At 59.7% G+C, this 23,212-nt stretch carries 17 protein-coding genes and 1 pseudogene; 3 read left to right on the forward strand and 15 right to left on the reverse strand.

Annotation, left to right across the window (positions count from 1 at the left end; genetic code table 11):
- Positions 1–20: 20 nt before the first annotated feature.
- The 12 genes and pseudogenes from VCA57_RS20965 to VCA57_RS21020 all read right to left on the reverse strand — a co-directional run bounded on the left by VCA57_RS20965 (position 21) and on the right by VCA57_RS21020 (position 15,209).
- A pseudogene (locus VCA57_RS20965) lies at positions 21–887 on the reverse strand (phosphoglycolate phosphatase).
- Positions 884–1,558, reverse strand: a complete 675-nt coding sequence (gene rpe / locus VCA57_RS20970) for a ribulose-phosphate 3-epimerase (protein WP_411187252.1) — start codon at positions 1,556–1,558, stop codon at positions 884–886. The pseudogene VCA57_RS20965 and the gene rpe overlap by 4 nt, the downstream one beginning before the upstream one ends.
- Positions 1,559–1,676: 118 nt before the next feature.
- The gene (gene gabD / locus VCA57_RS20975) at positions 1,677–3,137 is read right to left on the reverse strand and encodes an NADP-dependent succinate-semialdehyde dehydrogenase (RefSeq protein WP_411187254.1); all 1,461 of its coding nucleotides are present in this window, start codon (positions 3,135–3,137) and stop codon (positions 1,677–1,679) included.
- Positions 3,138–3,182: 45 nt separating this feature from the next.
- Positions 3,183–4,577, reverse strand: coding sequence for a hypothetical protein (locus VCA57_RS20980; RefSeq protein ID WP_411187256.1), 1,395 nt, complete (start codon positions 4,575–4,577; stop codon positions 3,183–3,185).
- 79 nt (positions 4,578–4,656) lie between these two features.
- Positions 4,657–5,805, reverse strand: a complete 1,149-nt coding sequence (locus VCA57_RS20985; protein ID WP_411187258.1) for an iron-containing alcohol dehydrogenase — start codon at positions 5,803–5,805, stop codon at positions 4,657–4,659.
- A 174-nt stretch (positions 5,806–5,979) separates the two neighbouring features.
- Positions 5,980–7,353 (reverse strand): sigma-54 interaction domain-containing protein, encoded by a 1,374-nt coding sequence (locus VCA57_RS20990; RefSeq protein ID WP_411187260.1) that lies wholly within the window; start codon positions 7,351–7,353, stop codon positions 5,980–5,982.
- Positions 7,354–7,485: 132 nt separating this feature from the next.
- Entirely contained in the window at positions 7,486–8,313 is an 828-nt protein-coding gene (locus VCA57_RS20995; RefSeq protein ID WP_411187262.1) for an ABC transporter permease, read from the reverse strand.
- A 91-nt stretch (positions 8,314–8,404) separates the two neighbouring features.
- Positions 8,405–9,652 carry an ABC transporter permease gene (locus tag VCA57_RS21000; RefSeq protein ID WP_411187264.1) on the reverse strand — a complete coding sequence of 416 codons (1,248 nt, stop codon included), beginning with the start codon at positions 9,650–9,652 and terminating at the stop codon, positions 8,405–8,407.
- A gap of 81 nt (positions 9,653–9,733) precedes the next feature.
- Positions 9,734–10,765, reverse strand: coding sequence for an ABC transporter substrate-binding protein (locus tag VCA57_RS21005; protein WP_411187266.1), 1,032 nt, complete (start codon positions 10,763–10,765; stop codon positions 9,734–9,736).
- Positions 10,766–10,818: 53 nt separating this feature from the next.
- Positions 10,819–11,928: an ABC transporter ATP-binding protein gene (locus VCA57_RS21010; RefSeq protein WP_411187268.1), complete on the reverse strand. Its 1,110-nt coding sequence runs from the start codon at positions 11,926–11,928 to the stop codon at positions 10,819–10,821.
- Positions 11,929–12,186: 258 nt separating this feature from the next.
- Entirely contained in the window at positions 12,187–12,816 is a 630-nt protein-coding gene (locus VCA57_RS21015; RefSeq protein WP_411187270.1) for a response regulator, read from the reverse strand.
- Positions 12,813–15,209 carry a PAS domain S-box protein gene (locus tag VCA57_RS21020; RefSeq protein WP_411187272.1) on the reverse strand — a complete coding sequence of 799 codons (2,397 nt, stop codon included), beginning with the start codon at positions 15,207–15,209 and terminating at the stop codon, positions 12,813–12,815. Before VCA57_RS21020 ends, VCA57_RS21015 begins: the two co-directional genes overlap by 4 nt.
- Before the next feature lie 143 nt (positions 15,210–15,352).
- Here VCA57_RS21020 and VCA57_RS21025 point away from each other — a divergent pair, with 143 nt between their 5' ends.
- Positions 15,353–16,360 (forward strand): alpha/beta hydrolase family protein, encoded by a 1,008-nt coding sequence (locus VCA57_RS21025; protein ID WP_411187274.1) that lies wholly within the window; start codon positions 15,353–15,355, stop codon positions 16,358–16,360.
- A gap of 139 nt (positions 16,361–16,499) precedes the next feature.
- On the opposite strand, the gene VCA57_RS21030 is transcribed toward VCA57_RS21025, so the two are convergent.
- The 3 genes from VCA57_RS21030 to VCA57_RS21040 are packed head-to-tail and all read right to left on the reverse strand — an operon-like array spanning position 16,500 to position 18,947.
- On the reverse strand, positions 16,500–17,261 hold the full coding sequence (locus tag VCA57_RS21030) for a DnaJ domain-containing protein (protein WP_411187276.1): 762 nt from the start codon (positions 17,259–17,261) through the stop codon (positions 16,500–16,502).
- A gap of 1 nt (position 17,262) precedes the next feature.
- Positions 17,263–17,934 carry an N-acetylmuramate alpha-1-phosphate uridylyltransferase MurU gene (murU, locus tag VCA57_RS21035; RefSeq protein ID WP_411187279.1) on the reverse strand — a complete coding sequence of 224 codons (672 nt, stop codon included), beginning with the start codon at positions 17,932–17,934 and terminating at the stop codon, positions 17,263–17,265.
- Positions 17,931–18,947 (reverse strand): aminoglycoside phosphotransferase family protein, encoded by a 1,017-nt coding sequence (locus VCA57_RS21040; protein WP_411187281.1) that lies wholly within the window; start codon positions 18,945–18,947, stop codon positions 17,931–17,933. Before VCA57_RS21040 ends, murU begins: the two co-directional genes overlap by 4 nt.
- 125 nt (positions 18,948–19,072) lie before the next feature.
- Between VCA57_RS21040 and VCA57_RS21045 the strand changes: the two genes are divergently transcribed.
- Both VCA57_RS21045 and VCA57_RS21050 read left to right on the forward strand, forming a co-directional pair.
- A complete protein-coding gene (locus VCA57_RS21045) occupies positions 19,073–21,841 on the forward strand; it encodes an LPS-assembly protein LptD (protein WP_411187283.1) in 2,769 nt (922 codons plus the stop codon).
- Positions 21,822–23,114 carry a peptidylprolyl isomerase gene (locus VCA57_RS21050; protein WP_411187285.1) on the forward strand — a complete coding sequence of 431 codons (1,293 nt, stop codon included), beginning with the start codon at positions 21,822–21,824 and terminating at the stop codon, positions 23,112–23,114. Before VCA57_RS21045 ends, VCA57_RS21050 begins: the two co-directional genes overlap by 20 nt.
- Positions 23,115–23,212: the final 98 nt, after the last annotated feature.

The raw sequence follows: 23,212 nt of genomic DNA on the forward strand, positions 1-23,212 counted from the left end.
GCTAAGCGGCCAAGATCAGGTCAGAGGCGCCAGCGCCAACGGGCCAAGGCCTTGATGATTTTCATGTCGGAACTTACCGACCAGCGTATGCAGGTGACCACCACGAAGCTCTCTTATATTTCTGGCGGGATAAAAGTTTGGCCACACTAGCGCAGGGCCGGGGCTGAATCAACCCACAAGGCCCGGCAAAAGCGGGGTTAAGCTGAGTACAGCAAGCCCGTCAGATTATCCAGCACGCGCGCGGGGTTCTCCTCGGCAATAGGCCGGCCATGGTTGTAGCCATAACTCAGCGCCACACAGGTCACGCCCGCCGCACTCGCCGCCAGCACATCGTTGCGTGAGTCGCCGACAAACAGCGCCTGCGCCGCATCGACCCCGGCCAGTTGCATCACATACAGCAGCGCAGCCGGATCAGGCTTCTGTTGCGGCAAGGTATCGCCACCAATAATCCAGCGGAAATAGCCGCCCAGGCCCTTCTCATCCAGCAAGGGGGCGACAAAACGCTCAGGCTTGTTGGTGACAATGGCCAGCTCGACCTTCTGCGCACGCAACCAATCCAGTGTTTGTATGACTCCGGGATAAACCTGAGTCAGGGTATGGCTTTCGGCGTAGTGCTGCATAAACAGCTCCAGCGCCTGTTCGGCCAGCGCATCATCCACCTGCGCATGCTCCTGACTGCCCGCCAAAGCACGGCGCACCAGCACTCGCGCGCCGTTACCGACCCAATCGCGAACCTGCTCGACACCCGCCGCCGGCTGACCCAGCAAGAGCAAGGTCTTGTCGATAGCAACGGCCAGATCAGGCACCGAGTCCACCAGCGTACCGTCTAGGTCAAACATCACCAGGCGCGGCAGCTCGCCCTGGAACAGCTCGCGCAGCAGGCTCATCCGCGCGCCTGCGCCAGCTCGGCACGCATGGCATCAATCACCGCCTTGTAGTCCGGCTGATTGAAAATCGCCGAGCCCGCGACGAATGTGTCGGCCCCAGCGGCGGCAATCTCACGAATGTTCTGCACATTCACCCCACCGTCGATTTCCAGTCGAATGTCGCGACCGGATGCGTCGATCAGGGCACGCGCCTCGCGCAGCTTGTCCAAGGTACCGGGGATAAACTTCTGCCCGCCAAAACCGGGGTTAACGCTCATCAGCAAGATCATGTCGACCTTGTCCATCACGTACTTCAAAGCTTCCAGCGAGGTTGCCGGGTTGAACACCAGGCCGCACTTGGCGCCGCCGTCCTTGATCAACTGCAGGGAGCGATCAACGTGCAACGTGGCTTCGGGATGGAAGGTGATGTAGCTGGCACCTGCGTCAAGGAAGTCGCCGATGATGCGATCAACCGGGCTGACCATCAGGTGAACGTCGATAGGTGCAGTGATGCCGTACTTGCGCAGCGCCGTACAGACCATCGGGCCAATTGTCAGGTTCGGCACATAATGGTTGTCCATCACATCGAAGTGCACGATGTCGGCACCGTCGGCGAGAACCTTATCCACTTCCGCACCCAGGCGGGCGAAGTCGGCGGAAAGAATCGACGGGGCAATGGCGTAGGGTTGCATGGTGCACCTCTGTGGCTGAGTCACGGTGGCGCGCAGTATAACGATTACGCCAATACCTGGCAGCGCCACCTCGGCAGATGGCGCTGCGGTTAAACGCCAAGCGCTACTGAACGGAGGGTCAAATGCCGCCGAGGCAGAGGTATTTGATTTCCAGATATTCGTCGAGACCGTACTTGGAACCTTCACGGCCCAAGCCGGAGGCTTTCATACCGCCGAACGGGGCTACTTCGTTGGAGATCAGCCCGGTATTGATACCGACCATGCCGTATTCCAGCGCCTCAGCCACGCGGAACGCGCGCGCCAGATCACGGGTATAGAAATAGCCCGCCAGACCAAACTCGGTATCGTTGGCCTGACGCACCACCTCGGCCTCATCACTGAAGCGGAACAACGGTGCTAGTGGACCAAAGGTCTCTTCGCGGGCCACCCGCATGCCGGGCGTGACATCGGTCAGTACGGTCGGCTCAAAGAAGTTGCCGCCCAGCGCGTGTACCTGCCCGCCTTGCAGCACCTTGGCACCCTTGCTTAAGGCATCGGCCAAGTGCGCTTGCACCTTGGCCACCGCGTTGCCGTCGATCAATGGACCTGTAGTCACGCCCGTCTCGACACCATGACCAACCTTGAGCTTGGCCACAGCCGCTGCCAGTTTCCCAGCAAAGGCGTCATAAACCGTCTCGTGCACGTACAGGCGGTTGGCGCACACACAGGTCTGCCCGGCGTTGCGGTACTTGGCGACCATCGCGCCCTCGACCGCCGCATCCAGGTCAGCATCCGCAAAAACAATGAAGGGTGCGTTGCCGCCCAATTCAAGTGACAGCTTTTTCAGGGTCGGCGCGCATTGCTCCATGAGCTTAATGCCAACACCGGTGGAGCCGGTGAACGACAGCTTACGCACGATGGGGTTGGCGCACAGTTCAGCGCCGACTTCACGGGAGCGCTCGGCGTCGGCCGGCAGCACGCTGAACAGCCCAGCGGGAATACCGGCACGCTCGGCCAGTACCGCCAGTGCCAGGGCGCTGAAGGGGGTTTGTGGTGCTGGCTTGAGCACCATGGCGCAGCCGGCTGCCAAGGCTGGGGCGACCTTTCGCGTGATCATCGCGGCGGGGAAATTCCATGGCGTGATAGCCGCCGTCACACCGACTGGCTCCTTGGTCACCAGCAGACGCTTATCGGCCTGATGGCCAGGAATGGTGTCGCCGTAAACGCGCTTGGCTTCCTCGGCGAACCACTCGATAAAGGACGCCGCGTACTGCACTTCGCCGCGCGCTTCGCTGAGCGGCTTGCCCTGTTCGGCAGTCATGATCTGCGCCAGGTCTTCCTGGTTGGCCAGCATCAGCTCATACCATTTACGCAGGCGTGCCGCGCGCTCCTTGGCCGTCAGCGCACGCCAGGCCGGCTGGGCAGCTTGCGCGGCCACGATGGCACGACGGGCCTGTTCTACACCCAAATTCGGCACCATGCCCAGCGACTCGCCATTGGCGGGGTTGAATATTTCGCTTACCGCACCATCCGGCGCATCGCACCACTGCCCATCGATATAAGCCTGATGGCGCAACAGATCGGGGTCGTTCAAGTTCATGGGTTACTCCTGTAGCCGGGAGCTTGCTGCTCCCGGCCAGTACATTCAGTCGAGAGATTTGCTGGACGCGTCGCTCGGCGGCAGGTCCTTGGTGAAGGTCTGGTCGTTCTCACCACGGAAGAAGCGCGCGCCGTAAATCAGCAGGCACAGCCCCAGGCCGATAGCGAAAGCCCAGCCAGCACCCTTGATGGCCAGTACCGCGCCGATCACCCCGGCGATACCCAGGTCACGCTGGCTACGCGCCTCCATGATGCCCAGGCGCACGCTGACGTAGCCCTGGATCAGCAGCGTCAACGCCAGCGCCACAGCCAGAATCGGCTGCACCAGTGTGACCACTGGCAACAGCAGCAGGCCGGTATTGGTGCCCCAGCGGAACGAGCCGACGCCGCCGTAGATCGACTTCATGGCCTTGGCACCACCCTTAAAGCGCTCGGTGATCACCACTTGCATGGCCGACCACTGCGGGCCGCACATGGCCAGGTCGGGGCCAAGAATACTCATCAGCGCGTTACGTCCACCGAATATCAGGTGCGAGCGGTTGGGGTCGAAATCGACTTTCTCGTCGCGCCGCACTTCGTCCGCCTCGGCCAGGATGGCTTTCGCGCCAAGCACATCACCGAACACCACCAGGTAGGCGGCCAGCACGGTAGGAATGGCCGTGACAAACATCATCAGCGGCGGCATGCCCAAACCAAACACGGTGTACTCGTTCCAGAGAGTGGCGAAGTCAGGCTTGCTGATGCCCCATTCGATATTCGGCCAGGCCGCCTCGCCAAATATCGGCGCAACCACCACGGCTAGAAGAATGATCGGGAAGATGCCCAGCTTGGCGAAGTTCCACCAGAAGCGATTGCGCTTCTTCAGCTCTTGGAAGTGGATGGAGAACACCAGGTAAAAGGCGATGCCAATGGCAATCGAGATCGTCCAGGGGAAGCTGTCGAAGCGCCCGCCTTCCTTGAACACCGTAACTACCGCACTCAGTCCGGCGCCCATAATGATGCCGGCCTTGAGCGCCGACGGCACCAGCGACACCACCTTGCGCGCCATCCCCGTCATACCGAGGGCGATGGAAAATATCCCCAGCAACAACTGGAAGGCGATTAGCGCATGCACCCGCTCCGGGCCCTCCGCAAACTGCGAGCAATAGGCCATAAGTAAGGGGATTGCCGGGGTAATCCAACCCGGCACGACGGGGTCGCCGAGCAAATGGTGGACCAGATACAACAGCCCGTTGAGCATCACCACCGCCAACGCCACCTCGAATGGCATACCGAGGAATTCGGTCATCAGCGGGATGGCCGCCAAATCCACCGCACACATGAGCAAGCCCTGCATGTAATCGGAGATTTCAAAGCGGTAATGAATAAACGGCAGACGTACTTTAAATGGCCCCATGGACCAGTAAGGCGTTTCCACGCCGTATTGTTGAAGCTCGGACATTGTTGTTTACCTTGCTGTTATTAGTATGTGGGCAAATCAGCACGCCCCGGCACAACCGGGGCGCTTCAACGCACGCGGCTCAGTAAGCGGCGCGGTAGATTTTTTCGATATCCGCCGCCGTCAGCAGGCGCGGGTTGTTACGCATCAGGCGGTCGATCTTGCTGGCCTCAACGGCCATGGTCGGGATCGCGTCTTCCGGCACGCCGAAGCTGCGCATGCCCTTGGGGATGTCGACACTGGCGCACAACTCGGCCATGGCCTCGACAGCCAGGTCAGCCGCAGCCTTGTCGCTCAGCCCATGGGTATGCACACCCATGGCGCTGGCGATTTCAGCCATACGCTCAACGCAGGCCAGCTTGTTCCACGCCATCACATAGGGCAGCAGCAACGCATTGCTGACGCCGTGCGCAATGTTGAAGCGACCGCCCAACGGATAAGCCAACGCATGCACCGCACCCACGCCCGCGTTACCAAAAGCCATACCGGCCATCAGGCTGGCGGTGGCCATATCCTCACGCGCAGCCAGGTCAGCCGGGTTGGCGTAAGCCTTGGGCAGCGCTTTGCTAATCAGCTTGATGGCCGCGATGGCCAGCGCGTCGGTGATCGGCGAGGCATTCACCGACAAGTACGACTCCACGGCATGCACCAAGGCATCGACGCCGCTGGCGGCGGTGACGCTGCGCGGGCAGGTCAGGGTCATCACCGGGCTAACCAGGGCTACGTCGGGCAGCAGGTAATCACTGACGATGCCTTTTTTCAGCTGCGCTTTCTTATCGGACAGAATCGCCACGTTGGTGACTTCTGAACCGGTGCCGGCAGTGGTCGGGATGGCGATTAGCGGCGGGCCTTTACGCTTGACCTGATCGACGCCGAACAGCTCTTCCAGCGCGCCGTCATGGCCGACAAACGCTGCCACGGCTTTGGCGATATCGATAGCGCTGCCGCCACCCACACCGATCAAGCCGTCATGGCCGCCAGCTCGGTACGCCTGGGCGCAGGCTTCAACGATGGCAATCTCCGGCTCTGGCTCAACGCCATCGAAGATGCCGTAAGCACGCTCGCCGAGCTGCTTGAGCACATGCTCGACGGTGCCGGACTTGATTAGGATGGCGTCAGTAACGATCAGCGGATTGTTGATCTTCAGCCGTGGCAGTTCGTTCGCCAGTTGCTCAACTGCACCTTGGCCGGTCAGCAATTTATTGGCGATCTTGAATGCAGCAATGGTCATCAGCAGGCCCTTTTATGCACGGTTTGGCTAGACGGGTTCGAGCGCTGCTATAGCGATTCCTGTGCCAGCTTGCTGAAACCCTTGCCGTACAAGGCTTGCGTCGATTTGTCACAGCTCAGCGTCGCGTGGCGCTGATCAATAAATCAATCAAAAGCCATAAAGCCGATCCATTTTCTAATCGCTACGTTCCCAGCGCTGCATCTTTTGCACCAGCGTAGCCTGACTTACACCGAGCACTTTGGCCGCCTCACGAGTGGTTTTGTGGCGCAGCAGGGCCTTGCGGATCAAGCGCCGCTCAAGGTTCTCCACCTGCTTACGCAAAGGCAGCTGGCTTTCGCCATCGCCCTCAGCGCGGCTATTACGCATGTCTTCAGGCAGATCGAAGAGCCCGACCGTAGCCCCACTACAGGTAACCACCAGGCGCTCGACTAGGTTGATCAGCTCACGAATGTTGCCCGGCCAGGCGTACTCAGTCAGTACATCCAGCGCCTCCAGCCCCCACTCCAGTTCGCGCTGATAACGCTGATTAAACTCGGCCAGGTAGAAGTCGAGCAGCGGCTGGACTTCCTCAGGCCGCTCGCGCAATGCCGGGATATGAATCGGCACCACGTTAAGCCGGTAGTACAGATCGGCGCGAAACCGCCCTTCGCTGACCATCCGCCGCAGGTCATGGTGAGTGGCGGTAATGATCCGCACGTCGACCTCCTTGACCTCCAGGCCGCCCACCGGGATAAAGCGGCTCTCCTCAATCACCTTGAGCAGCTTTACCTGCAGCACCAGCGGCAGGTCACCAATTTCGTCAAGGAACACCGTGCCCTGATGCGCCAGCTCCAGCAGGCCACGCTTGCCCTTGCTGCCGGCACCGGTAAAGGCCCCCGCGACATAACCAAACAGCTCGGCCTCGATCAGGTTCTCCGGCAACGCGCCGCAGTTCAACGCCAGAAACGGCTGCGCTGCACGCGGGCTAGTTTTGTGGATGTACTGGGCGATCAGCGTTTTGCCCACCCCCGTCTCGCCTTGCAGCAGCACCTTAACGTCACTGGCCGCGACCTGGCGCGCCTGGGCAAATACCCGCGCGGAAACAGGATGGTTCGCCACTGGGGAAGCATCCAGCAGGTCATCACGCTGACCCGCATGCAACTGCGCCGTGCTGCTGCGCAGTTGCTTGAGGTACTGCAACTCGTCGCGCTCATGCTTGATGCGCAGCAACTCGGTCATGTCGCGCACGGTGCTGAGCACATAGCGCACGCTGCCATCGGCGGCACAGATCGGCGTACCACTGACCAGCAAGCGCTTGCCCTGGCTGACGCTCTGCATCATCGACAGCGCCTTGCCTTCCTTGAGCACCCGTAGCGACACCGACTGAGAGATCACCCCCTGCTCGACCAGCGCCTGCATGTGCTGGCCGACCACATCCTCACTGCGCAGGCCGGTCAGGCGCTCATAAGCACGGTTGACCTTGAGCGTGATACCTGAGGCATCGGTGATATAGAGACCGTCATGCAGCGCGTCGATCAGTTCGCGAAATCCGGGATCGTCGAAGTCCATCGGCACTCCTCGCTAGGGCAGCTAAAGCTTGGCATCTTATCCGCCCCGGCGAACTTTCGCTGAGCTCACCGCAAAAGCAAAAAACCGCCGCAAGCACAGGGCTGCGGCGGTCGTGGTGAGACCACGCAAAAATCAGCTTTCGACTTGGGTGCGCAACTTCTCGCTACGGCCACGCAGCCATTCCAGGGTCAGCAACAGCACAATCGAGAAGCCAATCAACAGCGTTGCAGCGGCCGCGATGGTCGGCGACAGGTTCTCGCGGATACCGCTGAACATCTGCCGTGGCAGGGTGGCCTGCTCAGGGCCGGCGAGGAACAGGGTCACCACCACTTCATCGAAGGACGTGGCGAAAGCAAACAACGCCCCGCTGATCACCCCCGGGGCAATCAATGGCAAGGTGATCCGCCGAAAGGCAGTCAAAGGCGACGCCCCGAGGCTGGCCGCTGCGCGCACCAGGTTGTGGTTGAAGCCTTGCAGCGTCGCGGACACGGTGATGATCACGAACGGCACACCGAGCACCGCGTGCACCAGAATCAGTGACAGGTAGCTGTTGCCCAAGCCCAACGGAGCGAAGAACAGGTAGCTGGCCACACCGATGATCACCACCGGCACAATCATCGGTGAAATCAGCAGGCTCATCACCAAGGCCTTGCCGCGAAACTCGCCGCGCGTCAGGCCGATGGCAGCCAAGGTGCCAAACACCATGGCCAGGGTGGTGGCCGCCGGCGCGATGATCAGGCTGTTCTTCAGCGAGCGCATCCAGTCGGCGGACATGAAGAAGTCCTCATACCAGCGCAGCGAGAAGCCCTGCAGCGGGTAGACCAGGAAGGTGCCGGAGTTGAATGAAAGCGGCACGATCACCAACACCGGCAGAATCAAAAACAGTAGAACCAGGCCGCAGAGGATGCGCAGGCCGTAGTACCAGAGACGCTCGACGGGTGACATGTAGGGGCTGAGCATGCGGTGTTACTCCACTTATGCTTTGAGCGTTGCGCCCTCTCCACCAGCCGGAGAGGGTCATCAGTGGCCTGCGCGGCAGGCCTTTTATCCGTTAGCCAAGGCGCAGACGGCTTGCGCCAACCAGCCAGCTGTACACCACATAAAGCAGCATGGTCGCACCCAGCAGCAAACCGCCGAGAGCTGTGGCCATACCCCAGTTGATGGTGGTGTTGGTGTAGAAGGCCACGAAGTAGCTGATCATCTGGTCGTTCGGGCTGCCCAGTAGTGCCGGGGTGATGTAGTAGCCAATCGACAGGATGAATACCAGCAGGCAACCCGCGCCGACGCCGGCCAGAGTCTGCGGGAAGTACACCCGCCAGAAGCTGGCAAACGGATGACAGCCAAGTGATACCGCCGCACGCATATAAGTAGGTGAGATGCCCTTCATCACGCTGTAAATCGGCAGGATCATAAACGGCAGCATGATGTGCACCATGGCCACGTACACCCCGCCACGGTTGAACACCAACTGCAGCGGCTCATCGATAATGCCCAGCGACATCAGGGCGCTGTTGATCAGCCCGCCGGACTGCAACAGGACAATCCAGGCAGCCACGCGCACCAGAATCGAGGTCCAGAACGGCAACAGCACCAGAATCATCAGCAGGTTGCCCTGGCGAGTCGGCAGATTGGCCAGCAGGTAGGCCAGCGGGTAAGCCAGCACCAGGCAGATGGCGGTGATCACCAGGCTCATCCAGAAGGTGCGGGCAAAAATATCCAGGTAGATGGATTGATCCGGCGTGGCACTGGCCAGCTCGCCAAGATCATCGATCCGGTGATCCAGTGCCGCTAGCAAATAATACGGCGTGACCGCAGACGTATTGCGCCGCACCACCTGCCAGTACGCCGGGTCGCCCCAACGCTCGTCCAGGTTCTGCAACGCCACTTGATAGGACGCCGGCTCCTCAGGCAGTGGCAGCGCACGCGCGGTTCTCGTAGCCAGACTGCGGAACCCCGCCAGCTCCATATTCAGGCGCTTGGACAGATCGCCCAGGCTCTGGTTACGGCGCGCTTCGGCAAGGTCCAGGGCAATCGCCTGGAAAGCGGCCTCACTCGGCAAGCCCCGACCATCCCAACTGGCGATAGCCTCGACGGTGCGCGGCATGCTGCCGACCACTTCCGGGTTGTCGACACTGCGCATCAGCAACGCACCAATCGGCAACAGGAACGTCAGAAACAGAAACAGCAACAGCGGCAAGATCAACGCCTTGGATTTAAGGCGATTGAAGCGCTCGGCGCGGGCCAGACGCTGCTTCAGGCTTGGCCCGGGCAGCTCGGTGGCGGACAGTACGCTGGCCATGGACAACTCCGCAGGCAAGGGCCGCTCACAGGCGGCAAATAATCAGTCGGTCCCGCCACTGGCGGGACCGGGTAGGTCGCTTTAGCGCGCGGCCCAGGCGTTGAAACGTTGTTCCAGTTGCTCGCCGTAGTCGGCCCAGAAGGTCACGTTGATAGCCACCTGGTTAGCAATGTTTTCCGGCGTGGTTGGCATCAGGTTCAGACGCTCAGGTGCCAGCAACTCAATTGCCTGCTTGTTAGCCGGGCCGTAAGCGATGTTTTCTGAGTAGGTCTTCTGCGCTTCAGGCTTAACCGCGAATTCGATGAACTGTTTGGCCAGCTCAGCATTCTTGGCACCACGTGGGATGGCCCAGGAATCGAAGTCATAAATGCCACCGCTCCACACCACCTGCAGATTGCTCTCGCCCTGCACCGCAGCAATACGACCGTTGTAGGCCGAGCTCATCACGACGTCGCCACTGGCCAGGTACTGCGGCGGCTGGGCGCCGGCTTCCCACCATTGGATGTTCGGCTTCAGCTCGTCGAGCTTCTTGAACGCACGATCCTGACCGTCTTTGGTAGCCAGCACCTTGTACACGTCCTTGACCGGCACACCGTCAGCCATCAGGGCGAATTCCAGGGTGTATTTGGCGCCCTTGCGCAGGCCGCGCTTGCCAGGGAATTTGGCCACATCCCAGAAGTCAGCCCAGCCGCTCGGTGCACTGGCCAGTTTGTCGGCGTTGTACGCGAGCACGGTGGACCAGACGAAGAAGCCAACGCCGCAAGGCTGGATGGCCCCCTCGATAAAGTTGCTCTGGTTGCCGAACTGCGCCGGATCAAGCTCTTCGAACAGGCCTTCGTCACAGCCACGGGCCAGTTCTGGGGACTCCACCTCTACCAGGTCCCAGCTCACGCTGTTGGTGTCGACCATGGCTTTGACCTTGGCCATTTCGCCGTTGTACTCGCCGCCCAGTACCTTTTGCCCGGTTTGTTTCTCGAAGGGTTCGTAGAAGGCCTTAACTTGCGCCGCCTTGTTCGCGCCGCCAAAAGACACCGCCGTAAGGTCTGCCGCCAGTACCGGCATCGCGCAACTCACGCCCAAGGCGAGAGCCGCGAGCTTCAGGGATTTCGTCATTCTTGTAAGCTCCTCTGTGTTACGTGGTAAGGGTGAAGCACTGCGCCGGCCCATCACTCAGGATGTAACGGGTCCAGCGCACGGACATGCTCGACCGACCAGCCGAGCGGAACCAAGTCACCAACCGCCAGGCCAGGGTCCAGCTCGGCCACAGGTTGTTTGACGTAGAAATCGGAGATGCCACAAACCTCCATACGAATGCGCACGTGATCACCCAGATAGATGAATTCGGCGATACGCCCGGAGAATCGATTAGGGCTGTTTTCACTGTGGCCATTCATGTGGATGCGCTCAGGCCGGATAGACAGGCTTACCGGCTCGCCGACGGCCCCCACATTGACCGCAATAGCGCGCACTTCCTCGCCACGCGGCAAACGCACGACGCATTCATCGCCCTGCTGGCTGACTAACTGGCCAGCCAGGCGATTGTTCTCGCCGATAAACTGCGCCACGAAGGTATTGCGCGGCGTTTCGTAGAGATCACGCGGCGGGGCAATCTGCTGAATTTCGCCCTGATGGAACACCGCCACGCGATCAGACATGGTCAGCGCCTCGCCCTGGTCATGGGTGACATACACCACGGTCACACCCAGACGCTGATGCAGATGCTTGATCTCCATCTGCATATGTTCACGCAATTGTTTGTCCAGCGCGCCCAATGGCTCGTCCATCAGCACCAGCTGTGGCTCGAACACCAGAGCGCGAGCAAGCGCGACACGCTGCTGCTGGCCACCGGATAACTGACCGGGATAACGGCTACGGAAGCTGTCGAGCTGGACCATGGACAACGCTCGCTTGACCCGCTCAGTGATGTCGGTGCGTGACATGCCACGTACGCTGAGTGGGAACGCCAGGTTCTCCTCAACGGTCATGTGCGGGAACAACGCATAGTTCTGGAACACCATGCCAATGTCGCGCTTGTGCGGCGGCAGGCGATTGAGCGAACGCCCATCGAGCATGATCTCGCCAGCCGTGGGCGTTTCAAAACCGGCCAACATCATCAGGCTGGTGGTTTTGCCTGAACCGGAGGGGCCCAGCAGGGTAAGAAACTCACCTTTGCGGATATCCAGGTTGAGGTCTTTGACGATCAGGTTTTCACCGTCATAGCTCTTCTGTACACCCCGAAAGCTCACCAGCACATCGCTTGCCTGAGACCCGCTCATCGCCACACCTTTTTCTTGTCTGCACGCTGTTGAGTACAAGACTAGGTGCGGCGCGGCGCGGGAAGAATCGGGCGGGATGACAACTTGTTATCAGGCAACCGGAGAGAGTTTTGTAGGCATTGCCCTACAAAAACACAGAATTAGCCGTGCGCTTCAAAGGGGTGCGCGGGCCGCACCAGAATGAGCAAAACGCCAGGGCAGACGGCGCGAGCGCCACGCCCGATCAAGCGATTTCGCCGGCCGGCTCAGCGCCCTGCTCTAGAGCAATTTATGCTCCATGGCGTAACGCACCAGGTCAGCCACTGATTGGATGCCCAGCTTCTGCATCAACCGCGCTTTATGGGTACTCACGGTCTTATTACTGACCGCCAGGTGCAGGGCAATGTCGTTGACCCCTTCGCCGCGCACCAAGCGCTCGAAGACGGAAAACTCACGCTCGGAAAGCTGCACATGCGGCGGCCGCGAATCCGTCAAACCGACTTCGAAGACCATGCGGTCGGCCAATTCCGGGTCGATATAACGCCCACCACCGGCGACCTTGCGGATCGCCGTAATCAGCAGCGACGGATCGCTATCCTTGGTGGCATAGCCGGCCGCACCAATTTTCAGGGCGCGTGCAGCCATCTGCGCTTCATCATGCATCGACAGCACCAACACGGCGGGCGGTTTTGTCAGTGCGCGAATCCGTGGAATCGCCTCAAGGCCATTGACGCCTGGCATGGAGATATCCAACAGCACCACATCGCACTCAACCTTGCGCAGCACTTCCAACAATTGCTCGCCATTACTCGCCTCGCCCACCACCTCAAGGTCGCGGGCCATGCCGATCAGTTGCTTGATACCTTCGCGCACGATGGCGTGATCTTCTGCCACCACAACCCTAATCACGAGATTTCTTCCTTATCCAGAGCCACTTGCGCCAGCAGCGTAGTCCCCTCGCCCGGCTGACTGTCAATCTGTAAGTGTCCGCCCAGCATAAACACCCGCTCCTGCATACCGACCAGGCCGAACGACTGCCCAGCTTTACGCTGCTCGGGGACAAAGCCTTTACCATCGTCAATCACACACAAACAAAGCGCTTCGCCTTCAACACGCAGATAGACCTGCACACTGTGTGCGCCGGCATGGCGCATGATGTTGGTCAGTGCCTCCTGAAGAATCCGGAACAGGCCAATAGCCTTGGCATCACTCAGCTTGGGCAGGTTCTCCGGCACCTCGACCAGACAAGGAATCTGGGTGCGGGCCTCGAAACGGCGCACCTGCCATTCAATCGCCGAAGCGATACCCGCATCGAGAATCGGTGGCCGCAGCGCCGTGGCCACATCGCGCACCAGCTGGAACAACTGGGCGATAAGGCGCTTCATGCTGCGCAAGCGTTCATCCAAACCGTCAACCTGACCGGCGAATGCCAGCTCGCACATGGCGGTTTCCAACTTGAGCACGGTAAGTACCTGACCAAGCTCGTCGTGGACTTCGCGAGCGATACGCGCCTTTTCCTCCTCGCGCACACTCTCCAAATGAGCGGCCAACTCACGCAACCGCGCACGGGAATCGGCCAACTCCAGCTCCACCTGCTTGTTGTCGGTGATGTCCCAGACAATGCCATCCCACACCACCCGGCCTTCGCCCAAGCTGCGGGCCGTGGCCTTGATGTCAGCCCAGCGCAACGCGCCAGCTCGCGTGAGAATACGCCCCTGCCATTGCCAATCACGGTCGCCAAGCAAGGCGGCATCCTGTGTTTGGTGGTAGCTCGCCTGATCATCGGGGTGCACCAGGCTACGCAAACCACGGTCCACACGCTGCAGCTCGGCAGCCGGATAACCCACCAGATCCTGGCTGGCCTCGCTGATATAGGCGAAGTTCACGGTTTTATCCGCAGCAGCCCGCTCTAAGCGAAATACCAGTCCCGGCACATTGCCGGCAATCCCCTTGAGGCGCGCCTCACTTTCTTGCAAGGCGGCCTGCGCACGCCGCCGCTCGGTGATATCGCTGAGAAACACCACCAGGTATTCGGACTGAGCAAAGCGCAGAAAGCTCAGAGAAATATCCACCGGCAAAAGGCTGCCGTCGGCGCGCCGACAGTCGGTTTCAAAATCTGCTAACGGCTCATCACTGCCACGCGCCTGACGCCACAGGCTCAGCCAGCGGTCCATATCCAGACTGGGCTCCAGATGACCCAGCGGCAGCTCGACCAGCGACCCAGTGCTATAGCCGAGCATGCGTTCGGCCGCCAGGTTGGCATAGCGCACATGGCTGTCCCAGTTGACCCAGAGAATGCCCACCGTACTGTGGTCGATAGAAAATTGACTAAGGCGCAACGCCTGCTCAGCCTCCTCACGCTGACTGAGCAGAGCGCGAGCATCCAGCAGCTGACGTTCAAGCGCGCGCCGCTGGGGGCGTAAATGCATGATGATGGCCGAAGCCGCCAATAACGCGACCAGCAGCAGCAACGTAACGCCGCGCCAGAAAGCCAGTGGGTTGCCGAGCTGCCCAGAGCTGATCGGAAACCAGCGTTCCTGCAAGCGGTCCAGCTCACGCGCGGGCAAGGCTTGCAGAGTCTGCCCGATAATTTGCGCCAGAATCGGTGCATCGCGCCGGCTGGCAATGCGCAGTAACTGCGGCAGGCCAATATCACCGACGATGCTAAACCCAGCAAATTGCGGCTCACGCAGCAACAAACTCAGGCGCGCTTCATCGACCACCGCATAGCTAACCTCCTCACGCTGCAGCAGGTCGAGGGCGGCACGCTCAGAACTGACACTGCGCAGCTCCAGATTACTTTGCGTCGTGCGTAGATACTCATACACCACACCAGGCCCGCGCACAGCAACACTCTCATCACGGCCGAGGCGATCCAAGTCGACCGCACTGCTGCCACGGCGCGTGCCCACCACCAAATGCGGCACACGCATATAGGGGTCGGAGTAAAGCCAGCGACGCAGCCCTTTCGGGGTTTGCTGCAAGCCGGGGGCGAGGTCCACTTCACCACGCTGTAAGGCAGCCTCCAGCTCAACCTGATCGTTGTAGCGCTGCCACTGCGGCCGCACACCCATACCCTGCAAAAGCCGGTTGACCAAATCGACATTAACCCCGGAAAGCCGCTGCTGGCGACGCTCGTACTGCGCCCAGGGCGCTTGCATGATCAAACCGACGCGCAGTTCGCCATGGGCCTGCAGCCAGGCCTTTTGCTCGGCGCTAAACACCGGGCGCAGCGGCAACGCAGCGCTCTCGGCCCAAAGCACGCCAGGCCACAACAGCAGGAAAATAAGAATGCGCGACAACGCCGTGATGCTCCTAAAAATTGCCAACCCTTGCAGCGCCAGCCCTTACCTTAGTCCGGCACTCGCCCTGCAAGCTCACGCGCACCTGACAACGGCCGGCCCGCGTATTAGTCTCTGCAGACCTACCACCCGAGGATGACTCAATGCCCCGCCTTGCCCACAGCTTAACGGCTGCCTTGATCATACTGCTGTCGACGCAAGCCACACAGCTATGGGCACAAGCTAGCGAGCCGAGCACTGAGGGCAGCCAACAGAGTGAGCAACCCGCAGCCGTAACGCGCCCCCCATTAATAGAACGCAGTGCCCTGGAAGCCACGGCACTGGAACAGCAACTGGAGAAAAAAGAGCAACAACAGTTGCAGGCCGGCGACGAAAGCTTTCTTGCCCTCTGGCTACCGGCCAATGTCGCCGAGCCAAGTGGCGTGGTGATTATCCTGCCCGGTGATGAGGAAACGGCCGACTGGCCAGAAAGCGTTGGCCCACTACGCCATAAACTACCCGATGCTGGCTGGCATAGCCTCAGCCTGACCCTGCCGGACCCGAACAGCGACGCGCTCCCGCCACGCAGTGCAACGCCTACTGAGTCACCAGCCGACAGCGCAGCAACTCCAGACGCCCAGGCCGCCAGCGAACCTGCGCCGGACAAAACCACGGCAGACGCCAGCAGCGCCGACAGCGCAACCGCCGCAACACCACTGCCGCCCCCTGAAGAACAACAGAAGGCCCATGCCGGACGGGTACTGGCACGCATCGAATCAGCCATCGGCTTCGCCGAGCAACAGCAGGCCAAAACCATCGTCCTGCTTGGCCACGGCAGCGGTGCCTACTGGGCCGCACGCTACCTGGCAGAACGTAAACCAGCCAACATCCAAAATCTCCTGCTGGTCGCTGCCGAGCTACCCACTGGCTATACCCCGCCACTGGATGAGCTGATCCCACAACTGCAATTGGCCACCGGCGACTTCTACTACAAAGATTTGCCGGCCGACCGCCAAGCCGCGCTGCAGCGCTCGCAAGCCAGCAAACGGCAGAAACATCCCGCTTATATACAGGTGGCCATGAAAGCCTTGCCCGGCAATCGCGAAGCCGAGCAGGAGCAACTGTACCGGCGGATCAAAGGCTGGCTGAAGATGAAGCTACAAGCCAAATAACTCAGCATGCCAATCGATAGAGTCTGTTGCAGTTTTGTTCTCAGCCGAGTCGGGGCCAGTTTTAGCACGAGGCAAGGCTCGAGATGCGAATAGATGAGTCATCGAGAAACGCAGCATCGCGCTAAAACTGGCCCGCCTCCTAACGAAACCCATGGCGCTGACGAATCAGGTCGTAGGCCTGGTGCAACTCACGGGTGCGCTCAGTCGCTTCGTGCAAGCGTTGCGCTGAAGCCCCACTGCCGGCCAATTTGTCGGGGTGGTGGCGACTGAGCAAACGCCGGTAAGCCTGCTTAATCTGTGCTGGCTCGGCATCGGCACTGACATTCAACACATTCAGCGCACGCTGATAAGCCGTGCTGACAGATGAAGCGAGCGGCCCCTGTTGCGGCGCATAAGCATCACTAAACTGCTCCTGAGTGGCCGGCGGGACCTGCAGCCACTTACCCCAAAGCATGATCAACTCACGCTCAGCCTGCCCGACCTGACCATCAACCCAGGCCATGCGCCAACAGGCGCGCAACAGTGCTTCACTATGCGCCTGCTGGCGCCGCAACGGCCCGCGCAAACTGTCACGTCCCGTCTTGCCTTGGGCAAATGCGGCTATCGCTTGACGCTGGCCTTCGCTATTCAGCGCCAGGCGCTGCATTTCCGCCTGCGCCTGCTGAATATGCGCCGGCAGCACACGCCCACCACTTTTGGCTAAGCGCCCCAGCAACACAAACAGCAGCCATTCATCACTCGGCTCGGCACGGCCACCCAAACGCTCACGCAACGACGCCCAGGACTGCAGGCGCAAACGTCGATCCAGCACCTGGCCAAGCAGAGCACCCAGCATCGCCCCCGGAATACTGGCCACAGCCAGCCCGGCAACTGCCCCAAGCAACGTCGCAGGCCAGAGCATCTTATTCGCGCGCCTCAAGCAAACGCTCGACTTCTGCCAAACGCTCATGGGTGCCAACGTCGACCCAGCAACCGGCAAACTGTTCACCGCTGACCCGCCCTGCCGCCATGGCCTTGCGCAGCAATGGCGCGAGCTTGAAAGCCCCCGACTGACAACCTGCAAACAAGTCAGACGAGAGAACCGCCATGCCGCTATAGGTCAGGTTACGTTGCCCTTCCTGTGCATCACTCACCTGCCCGGCCTGCAGGCAGAAATCACCACCTGCGTGATGATCGGGGTTCGCCACCAACACCAGATGAGCCAACCCGGTTAACGGGCGACGCAGCTCGGCAAAGGGGTAATTCGTGAAAATATCGCCATTAACCAGGACGAAGGGCTGCTCGCCCAATAGCGGCAACGCCTGAAAAATACCGCCGCCGGTTTCCAGTGGCTCACCTTCAGCGGAATACACAATGCTGACGCCGAAGCGCGCGCCATCGCCCAAGTAGTCCTCAATCTGCTGCCCGAGCCAGGCGTGATTAATCACCAGCTCGGTAAACCCCGCCGCCGCGAGGGCGCGCACGTGATACTCAATCAGCGGCACACCAGCAGCGCGCACCAAGGGTTTTGGGGTGTGCAAGGTCAGCGGGCGCAGCCGCTCACCTTTGCCGGCGGCCAGAATCATCGCCTTCATACTGACTCCCGCTGCAGACTGGCCAGCAATTCGCCCAGCTCAGCCAGTTCCGGCCGACGCGCCAATACCGCTTCTATATAAGAGAAGAAGCGCGGCACATCACCCAGGTATTTGGGTTTGCCGTCGCGGTGACAAATGCGCGCAAAAATACCGATTACCTTGAGGTGACGCTGCACGCCCATCAAATCGCTGGCCCGCAGGAAGTCTTCCAACTCCGCTTGCACCGGCACACCCAGGTCACGCGCCTGCTGCCAATACTGCTCCAGCCAACTGCGCACGCGCGCCTCCGGCCAGCTCAGGAAAGCGTCCTTGAACAGACAGGTAACGTCGTAAGTCACCGGCCCGTAGACCGCATCTTGAAAATCCAGCACGCCAGGGTTCGGTTCACTGAGCATCAGGTTGCGCGGCATATAGTCGCGATGCACCAGCACTTTGGGTTGCGCCAAGGCGCTGTCGATCAACAACTGACTGCAGCGTTGCCAGGCAGCCTGCTGCGCCGGGCTGAAATCGATACCCAGATGGCGCTGCACATACCACTCAGGAAAAAGCTGTAGTTCACGGCGCAGTAATGCGTCGTCATAACTGGGCATGGGCTCATTCATCGGCAATTGCTGAAAGGCCAATAACGCCTGCAGGGCATCAGCAAACAAGGCATCCGCATTGCCTTCATTGATCACATCCAAATAGGTTTGCCGACCTAAATCGTTGAGCAACAAAAAGCCGCGCTCAAGGTCTGCAGCAAGGATCTGCGGCACATTCAGCTGCGCCCCGGCCAGTAACTGCGCGACCTTGACGAATGGCCGGCAGTCTTCCTGCGGCGGAGGAGCATCCATCACGATCAGCGTGCGTCCCGCGCCCTGCCAGCGGAAGTAACGGCGAAAGCTGGCGTCACTACTGGCCGGCGTTAAAATAGCGACTGGTACAGCCCCCCAGCCCTGCTCGGCAAATAGCTCAGGCAGCTTTTTTTGCAGCCAATTTTCAATGAGTTTTAGGCGAACATCTTCATCAGGCATTACAAGGTCTCCGACGGCGCTAGCCGTTGCGCGGGTCATGCTTTATTATCCAGCATCTTTTCAAGCCCATCGAGAGGCGTGCGGCCTCAGGGCCAATGGCGCGCAGGAAGCCCGGAAAAAATAAGATGGCAGTAAAATACCCCGCGTTTCGTAAAAAATTCCCTCTACTGGTCACTGGCAGCCTTCTGGCGCTACAACCTTTAGCCGTTCCTTTTGCTATCGCAGCTGAGCAGTACGATTGCCAGGTTTCCGCCACCGGCGGCTGGGCATGCGCCCCGAAAACCAGCAATGCTGCACTGCCAGCCCGACCAGCACAACGTGATTCGCTTGCCAGCAGCAAGGCCGGCGAAAGCAGCGCTGAGTCCGGCCAGGGCAAAGCTGCGCAAGCAACCCTGGTTACGGAAAGCCGTGGCAAGGGTCTGACATCGCGCAGCGCTGACTACAGCCACCTCGACTGGGTCCCTCGTGAGAACCTCACGGCGGCTCAACTGGCTGAAGCCGGCCCCTACTGCGCAGGCGCGTACGTTGAGCCTATTCGACCAGGCATGAACGACAAGACGCCGATGAGCGATGCGCCGATGTTCCTCTCAGCTAAAGCTTCGCGCTATCAGCAGGAAGAACAAGTCGCTACGCTGGCCGGTGATGTGGTGCTGCGTCAGGCCGGCATGCAGGTTGAGGCCGATGAGGCCAACCTGCGCCAGGCGGAAAACCGCGGCGAGCTGATCGGCAATGTGCGTCTGCGTGACCAAGGCATGCTGGTTGTCGGTGACCGCGCCGAACTGCAACTGGACAACGGTGAAGCCAAGGTCGACAACGCTGAGTATGTGCTGCACAAGAGCCATGTCCGCGGTAACGCGCTCTACGCCAAGCGTGAAGAAAGCGCGATCATCCGCCTGAAAGACGGCACCTATACCAGTTGCGAACCCGGCAGCAACGCCTGGCACCTGAAAGGCAATAACATCACCCTGAACCCTGCAACGGGTTTCGGTACGGCAACCAACGTGACCTTGCGGGTGAAGAATATTCCGGTGTTCTACACACCTTATATTTATTTCCCGATTGATGATCGTCGCCAGTCCGGTTTCCTGCCGCCGAGCATTGGCAGCTCAGGCAGTAATGGCCTGACATTGCAAACGCCTTACTACTTCAACTTGGCACCGAACTACGATGCCACGCTGTACCCTACCTACATGAGTGATCGCGGCTTGCTGATGGAAGGCGAATTCCGCTACCTCACCAAAAGCAGCGAAGGCCAGGTAGGCGCAGCATTCCTGCAAGACAGTAATGACGACCGCAAACTGCAGTCGGAATACCAAGATCAGCGCTGGATGTACAGCTGGCAGCACAAGCAGGGCCTTGATGAGCGCCTGCTGGCAGAAGTTGATTACACCGATATCAGCGACCCGTACTACTTCCAAGATCTGAACACCGACCTGGGCATTAGCACCACCAGCTATGTTGACCAACGCGGCACCCTGACCTACCGCGGCGAGAGCTATACCGCCAAGTTGAATGTGCACGCCTATGAAATGGCCAACATTACCGACATTACGCCTTATAACCGTCTGCCTCAGCTAACGCTCGATGGCAAGCTGCCCGCTGAACCCGCCGGTTTTAACTTTACCTATGGCGCGGAATTTGTGCGCTTTGATCGCAGCCTACGCAACGGCCAATACTCAGACGAAGACGGTAACCTAGAAGACTGGTACGACGTTCGCCTAAAAGGTTTAGCCCGCGCTAATGGCGAGCGCCTGCATGTCGAGCCTGCGGTAAGCCTGCCACTGGAATGGAGCTGGGGCTACATCACGCCCAAGGTCAAGTACCTGCAAACCAACTACAACCTGAGTTTGGACCAGCAAGGCAAGAACACACTGCTGGCAGAGCAGGAATACAAAAGCAGCCAAAGCCGCGGCATTGGCATGTTCAGTCTGGACAGCGGCCTGTACTTCGACCGAGACACGCAATGGTTCGGCAAGTCCTACCGGCAAACGCTTGAGCCGCGCCTGTTCTACCTCTATGTACCGGAGGAAGATCAGACTGATATTCCGGTCTTTGATACTGGCGAAAGTCGCTTCAGTTACTCCTCACTGTGGCGCGAGAATCGCTTCTCCGGTAAGGATCGTATCGGCGATGAAAATAAGCTCTCGCTGGGCGTAACCAACCGCTGGATTGAGCCGAATGGCTTTGAGCGGCAACGCTTCAGCATTGGCCAGGCAATCTATTTTGCAGACCGCAAAGTGCAAATGCCGGGCATTGACTATCGTACGCGCAGTGAAGCCACCGCAACAGTTTCACCTTATGCGCTGGAGTACCTCTACCGTTTTAACCGCGACTGGCGCTTCTCGTCCGACTTCAACTGGGACCCAGATAGCGGCAGCACCCGCTCTGGTAGCGCGATGTTCCATTACCAACCAGAAGACAACCCGAACAAGGTGGTCAACGCCGGTTATCGCTACCGCAATGACACTGTGCGCTACGACGAGGCCAGTGGTAACTGGGTAGTAGGCGGCGGTGACTACGGCACCCCGGGAACACCTGAATACATCAAGGACTACTACAAGATCAGCCAGCACGACTTCTCGATTATCTGGCCGATCGTGCCGCAGTGGAACGTAATCTCCCGCTGGCAGTATGACTACAGCCAAGATCGCACCTTGGAAGCCTTTGCCGGTTTCGAGTACGACAGTTGCTGCTGGAAGCTGCGCCTGATCAACCGTTACTGGATTGACTATAACGAAGTCAGTTTGAGCCCCTCGCGTAACGACCAGGCTGACCGCGGTATTTTCCTGCAGATCGTGCTCAAAGGTCTGGGTGGTGTAGTTGGTAATAAAGTTGAGACTTTCCTCGACCAAGGCATTCAAGGTTATCGTGAACGTGAAGATCAAGCTTTCTGATTGCGTGCGCCCCCTGCTGTTGGGCGCGCTGTTTCTGGGTACTGTGGCGCATGCTGAAGTACGACCACTCAACCGTGTCGTGGCAATTGTTGATAACGATGTTGTTATGCAAAGCCAGCTTGATTCACGCCTGCGTGAAGTACAGCAGACCATCACTCAGCGCGGCGCAGCATTGCCGCCAGAGCACGTACTCAGCCAGCAAGTGCTGGAACGGTTGATCATCGAGAACATTCAGCTGCAGATCGGTGATCGCTCCGGCATCCGGATTACCGATGAAGAACTGAACCAGGCCATCGGCACTATTGCTCAGCGTAACGGTATGAGCATCGAGCAATTTCGCGCGGCGTTGGCGAAAGATGGCCTGTCTTATACCGATGCACGTGACCAAGTACGCCGCGAGATGATCATCAGCCGCGTGCGCCAACGCCGTGTGGCAGAGCGCATTCAGGTGACCGATCAGGAAGTGCAGAACTTCCTCGCCTCGGACCTCGGCAAGATGCAGCTCTCGGAAGAGTTTCGCCTAGCCAACATCCTTATCCCAGTGAGCGAAGCTGCCTCACCAGAAGATATCCAGGCTGCCGACCGCCAAGCGCAGGACCTGTATCAACAACTGCAAAAAGGTGCCGACTTTGCTCAACTGGCTATTGCCCGTTCGGCCAGCGAAACTGCACTGGAAGGCGGCGAAATGGGCTGGCGTAAAGCCGGACAACTGCCACCACCGTTCGACAAGATGCTCGGCGACCTATCGGTCGGCCAAGTAACGGAGCCGATACGCACGCCGGGCGGTTTTATCATGATCAAGTTGCTGGAGAAGCGTGGCGGCGGCACTCAGGTGCGCGATGAAGTCAACGTTCGCCATATCCTGATCAAGCCCAGCGAAATCCGCACTGAAGCCGAGACCAAGCGCCTGATTGAGCGTCTCTACCAGCGCATCCTGGCGGGTGAAGACTTCGCAGAACTGGCCAAGAGCTACTCGGAAGACCCAGGTTCAGCGCTTAACGGCGGCACCCTGAGCTGGATTGACCCGAACGTATTGGTGCCCGAGTTCCGCGAAGTCATGAACAGTACGCCAGCGGGCCAACTGTCCAAACCCTTCAAAAGCCCTTATGGCTGGCACGTGCTTGAAGTCATGGGCCGCCGCGCCACAGACAGCAGCGCTGAGTACCGCGAACAGCAAGCAAGAACCGTATTGCGCAACCGCAAATATGATGAAGAGCTGCAAGCCTGGCTGCGCCAGATCCGCGACGAGGCCTACGTCGAGATCAAGCTCTGATAGCGTTAGAAGCGCTAACTCAGTAATAAACAGCCCGGCTCATGCACACGCAGAGCTGGGCTTTTTTATGCCACAGCACAGCGACCTAAATACCCTTA

The sequence above is a fragment of the Pseudomonas sp. genome (genome assembly GCF_046581935.1).
Lineage (GTDB): Bacteria > Pseudomonadota > Gammaproteobacteria > Pseudomonadales > Pseudomonadaceae > Aquipseudomonas.

What these genes read in the sequence shown, in the direction of transcription:
- VCA57_RS21040 (WP_411187281.1), bottom strand. Translation starts at nt 18,947, where the DNA reads ATGCCTGATGAAGATGTTCGCCTAAAACTCATTGAAAATTGGCTGCAA.
- VCA57_RS20995 (WP_411187262.1), bottom strand. Translation starts at nt 8,313, where the DNA reads ATGCTCAGCCCCTACATGTCACCCGTCGAGCGTCTCTGGTACTACGGC.
- VCA57_RS21030 (WP_411187276.1), bottom strand. Translation starts at nt 17,261, where the DNA reads ATGCTCTGGCCTGCGACGTTGCTTGGGGCAGTTGCCGGGCTGGCTGTG.
- rpe (WP_411187252.1), bottom strand. Translation starts at nt 1,558, where the DNA reads ATGCAACCCTACGCCATTGCCCCGTCGATTCTTTCCGCCGACTTCGCC.
- VCA57_RS20985 (WP_411187258.1), bottom strand. Translation starts at nt 5,805, where the DNA reads ATGACCATTGCTGCATTCAAGATCGCCAATAAATTGCTGACCGGCCAA.
- VCA57_RS21000 (WP_411187264.1), bottom strand. Translation starts at nt 9,652, where the DNA reads ATGGCCAGCGTACTGTCCGCCACCGAGCTGCCCGGGCCAAGCCTGAAG.
- VCA57_RS21010 (WP_411187268.1), bottom strand. Translation starts at nt 11,928, where the DNA reads ATGAGCGGGTCTCAGGCAAGCGATGTGCTGGTGAGCTTTCGGGGTGTA.
- VCA57_RS21045 (WP_411187283.1), top strand. Translation starts at nt 19,073, where the DNA reads ATGGCAGTAAAATACCCCGCGTTTCGTAAAAAATTCCCTCTACTGGTC.
- gabD (WP_411187254.1), bottom strand. Translation starts at nt 3,137, where the DNA reads ATGAACTTGAACGACCCCGATCTGTTGCGCCATCAGGCTTATATCGAT.
- murU (WP_411187279.1), bottom strand. Translation starts at nt 17,934, where the DNA reads ATGAAGGCGATGATTCTGGCCGCCGGCAAAGGTGAGCGGCTGCGCCCG.
- VCA57_RS21005 (WP_411187266.1), bottom strand. Translation starts at nt 10,765, where the DNA reads ATGACGAAATCCCTGAAGCTCGCGGCTCTCGCCTTGGGCGTGAGTTGC.
- VCA57_RS21025 (WP_411187274.1), top strand. Translation starts at nt 15,353, where the DNA reads ATGCCCCGCCTTGCCCACAGCTTAACGGCTGCCTTGATCATACTGCTG.
- VCA57_RS20980 (WP_411187256.1), bottom strand. Translation starts at nt 4,577, where the DNA reads ATGTCCGAGCTTCAACAATACGGCGTGGAAACGCCTTACTGGTCCATG.
- VCA57_RS20990 (WP_411187260.1), bottom strand. Translation starts at nt 7,353, where the DNA reads ATGGACTTCGACGATCCCGGATTTCGCGAACTGATCGACGCGCTGCAT.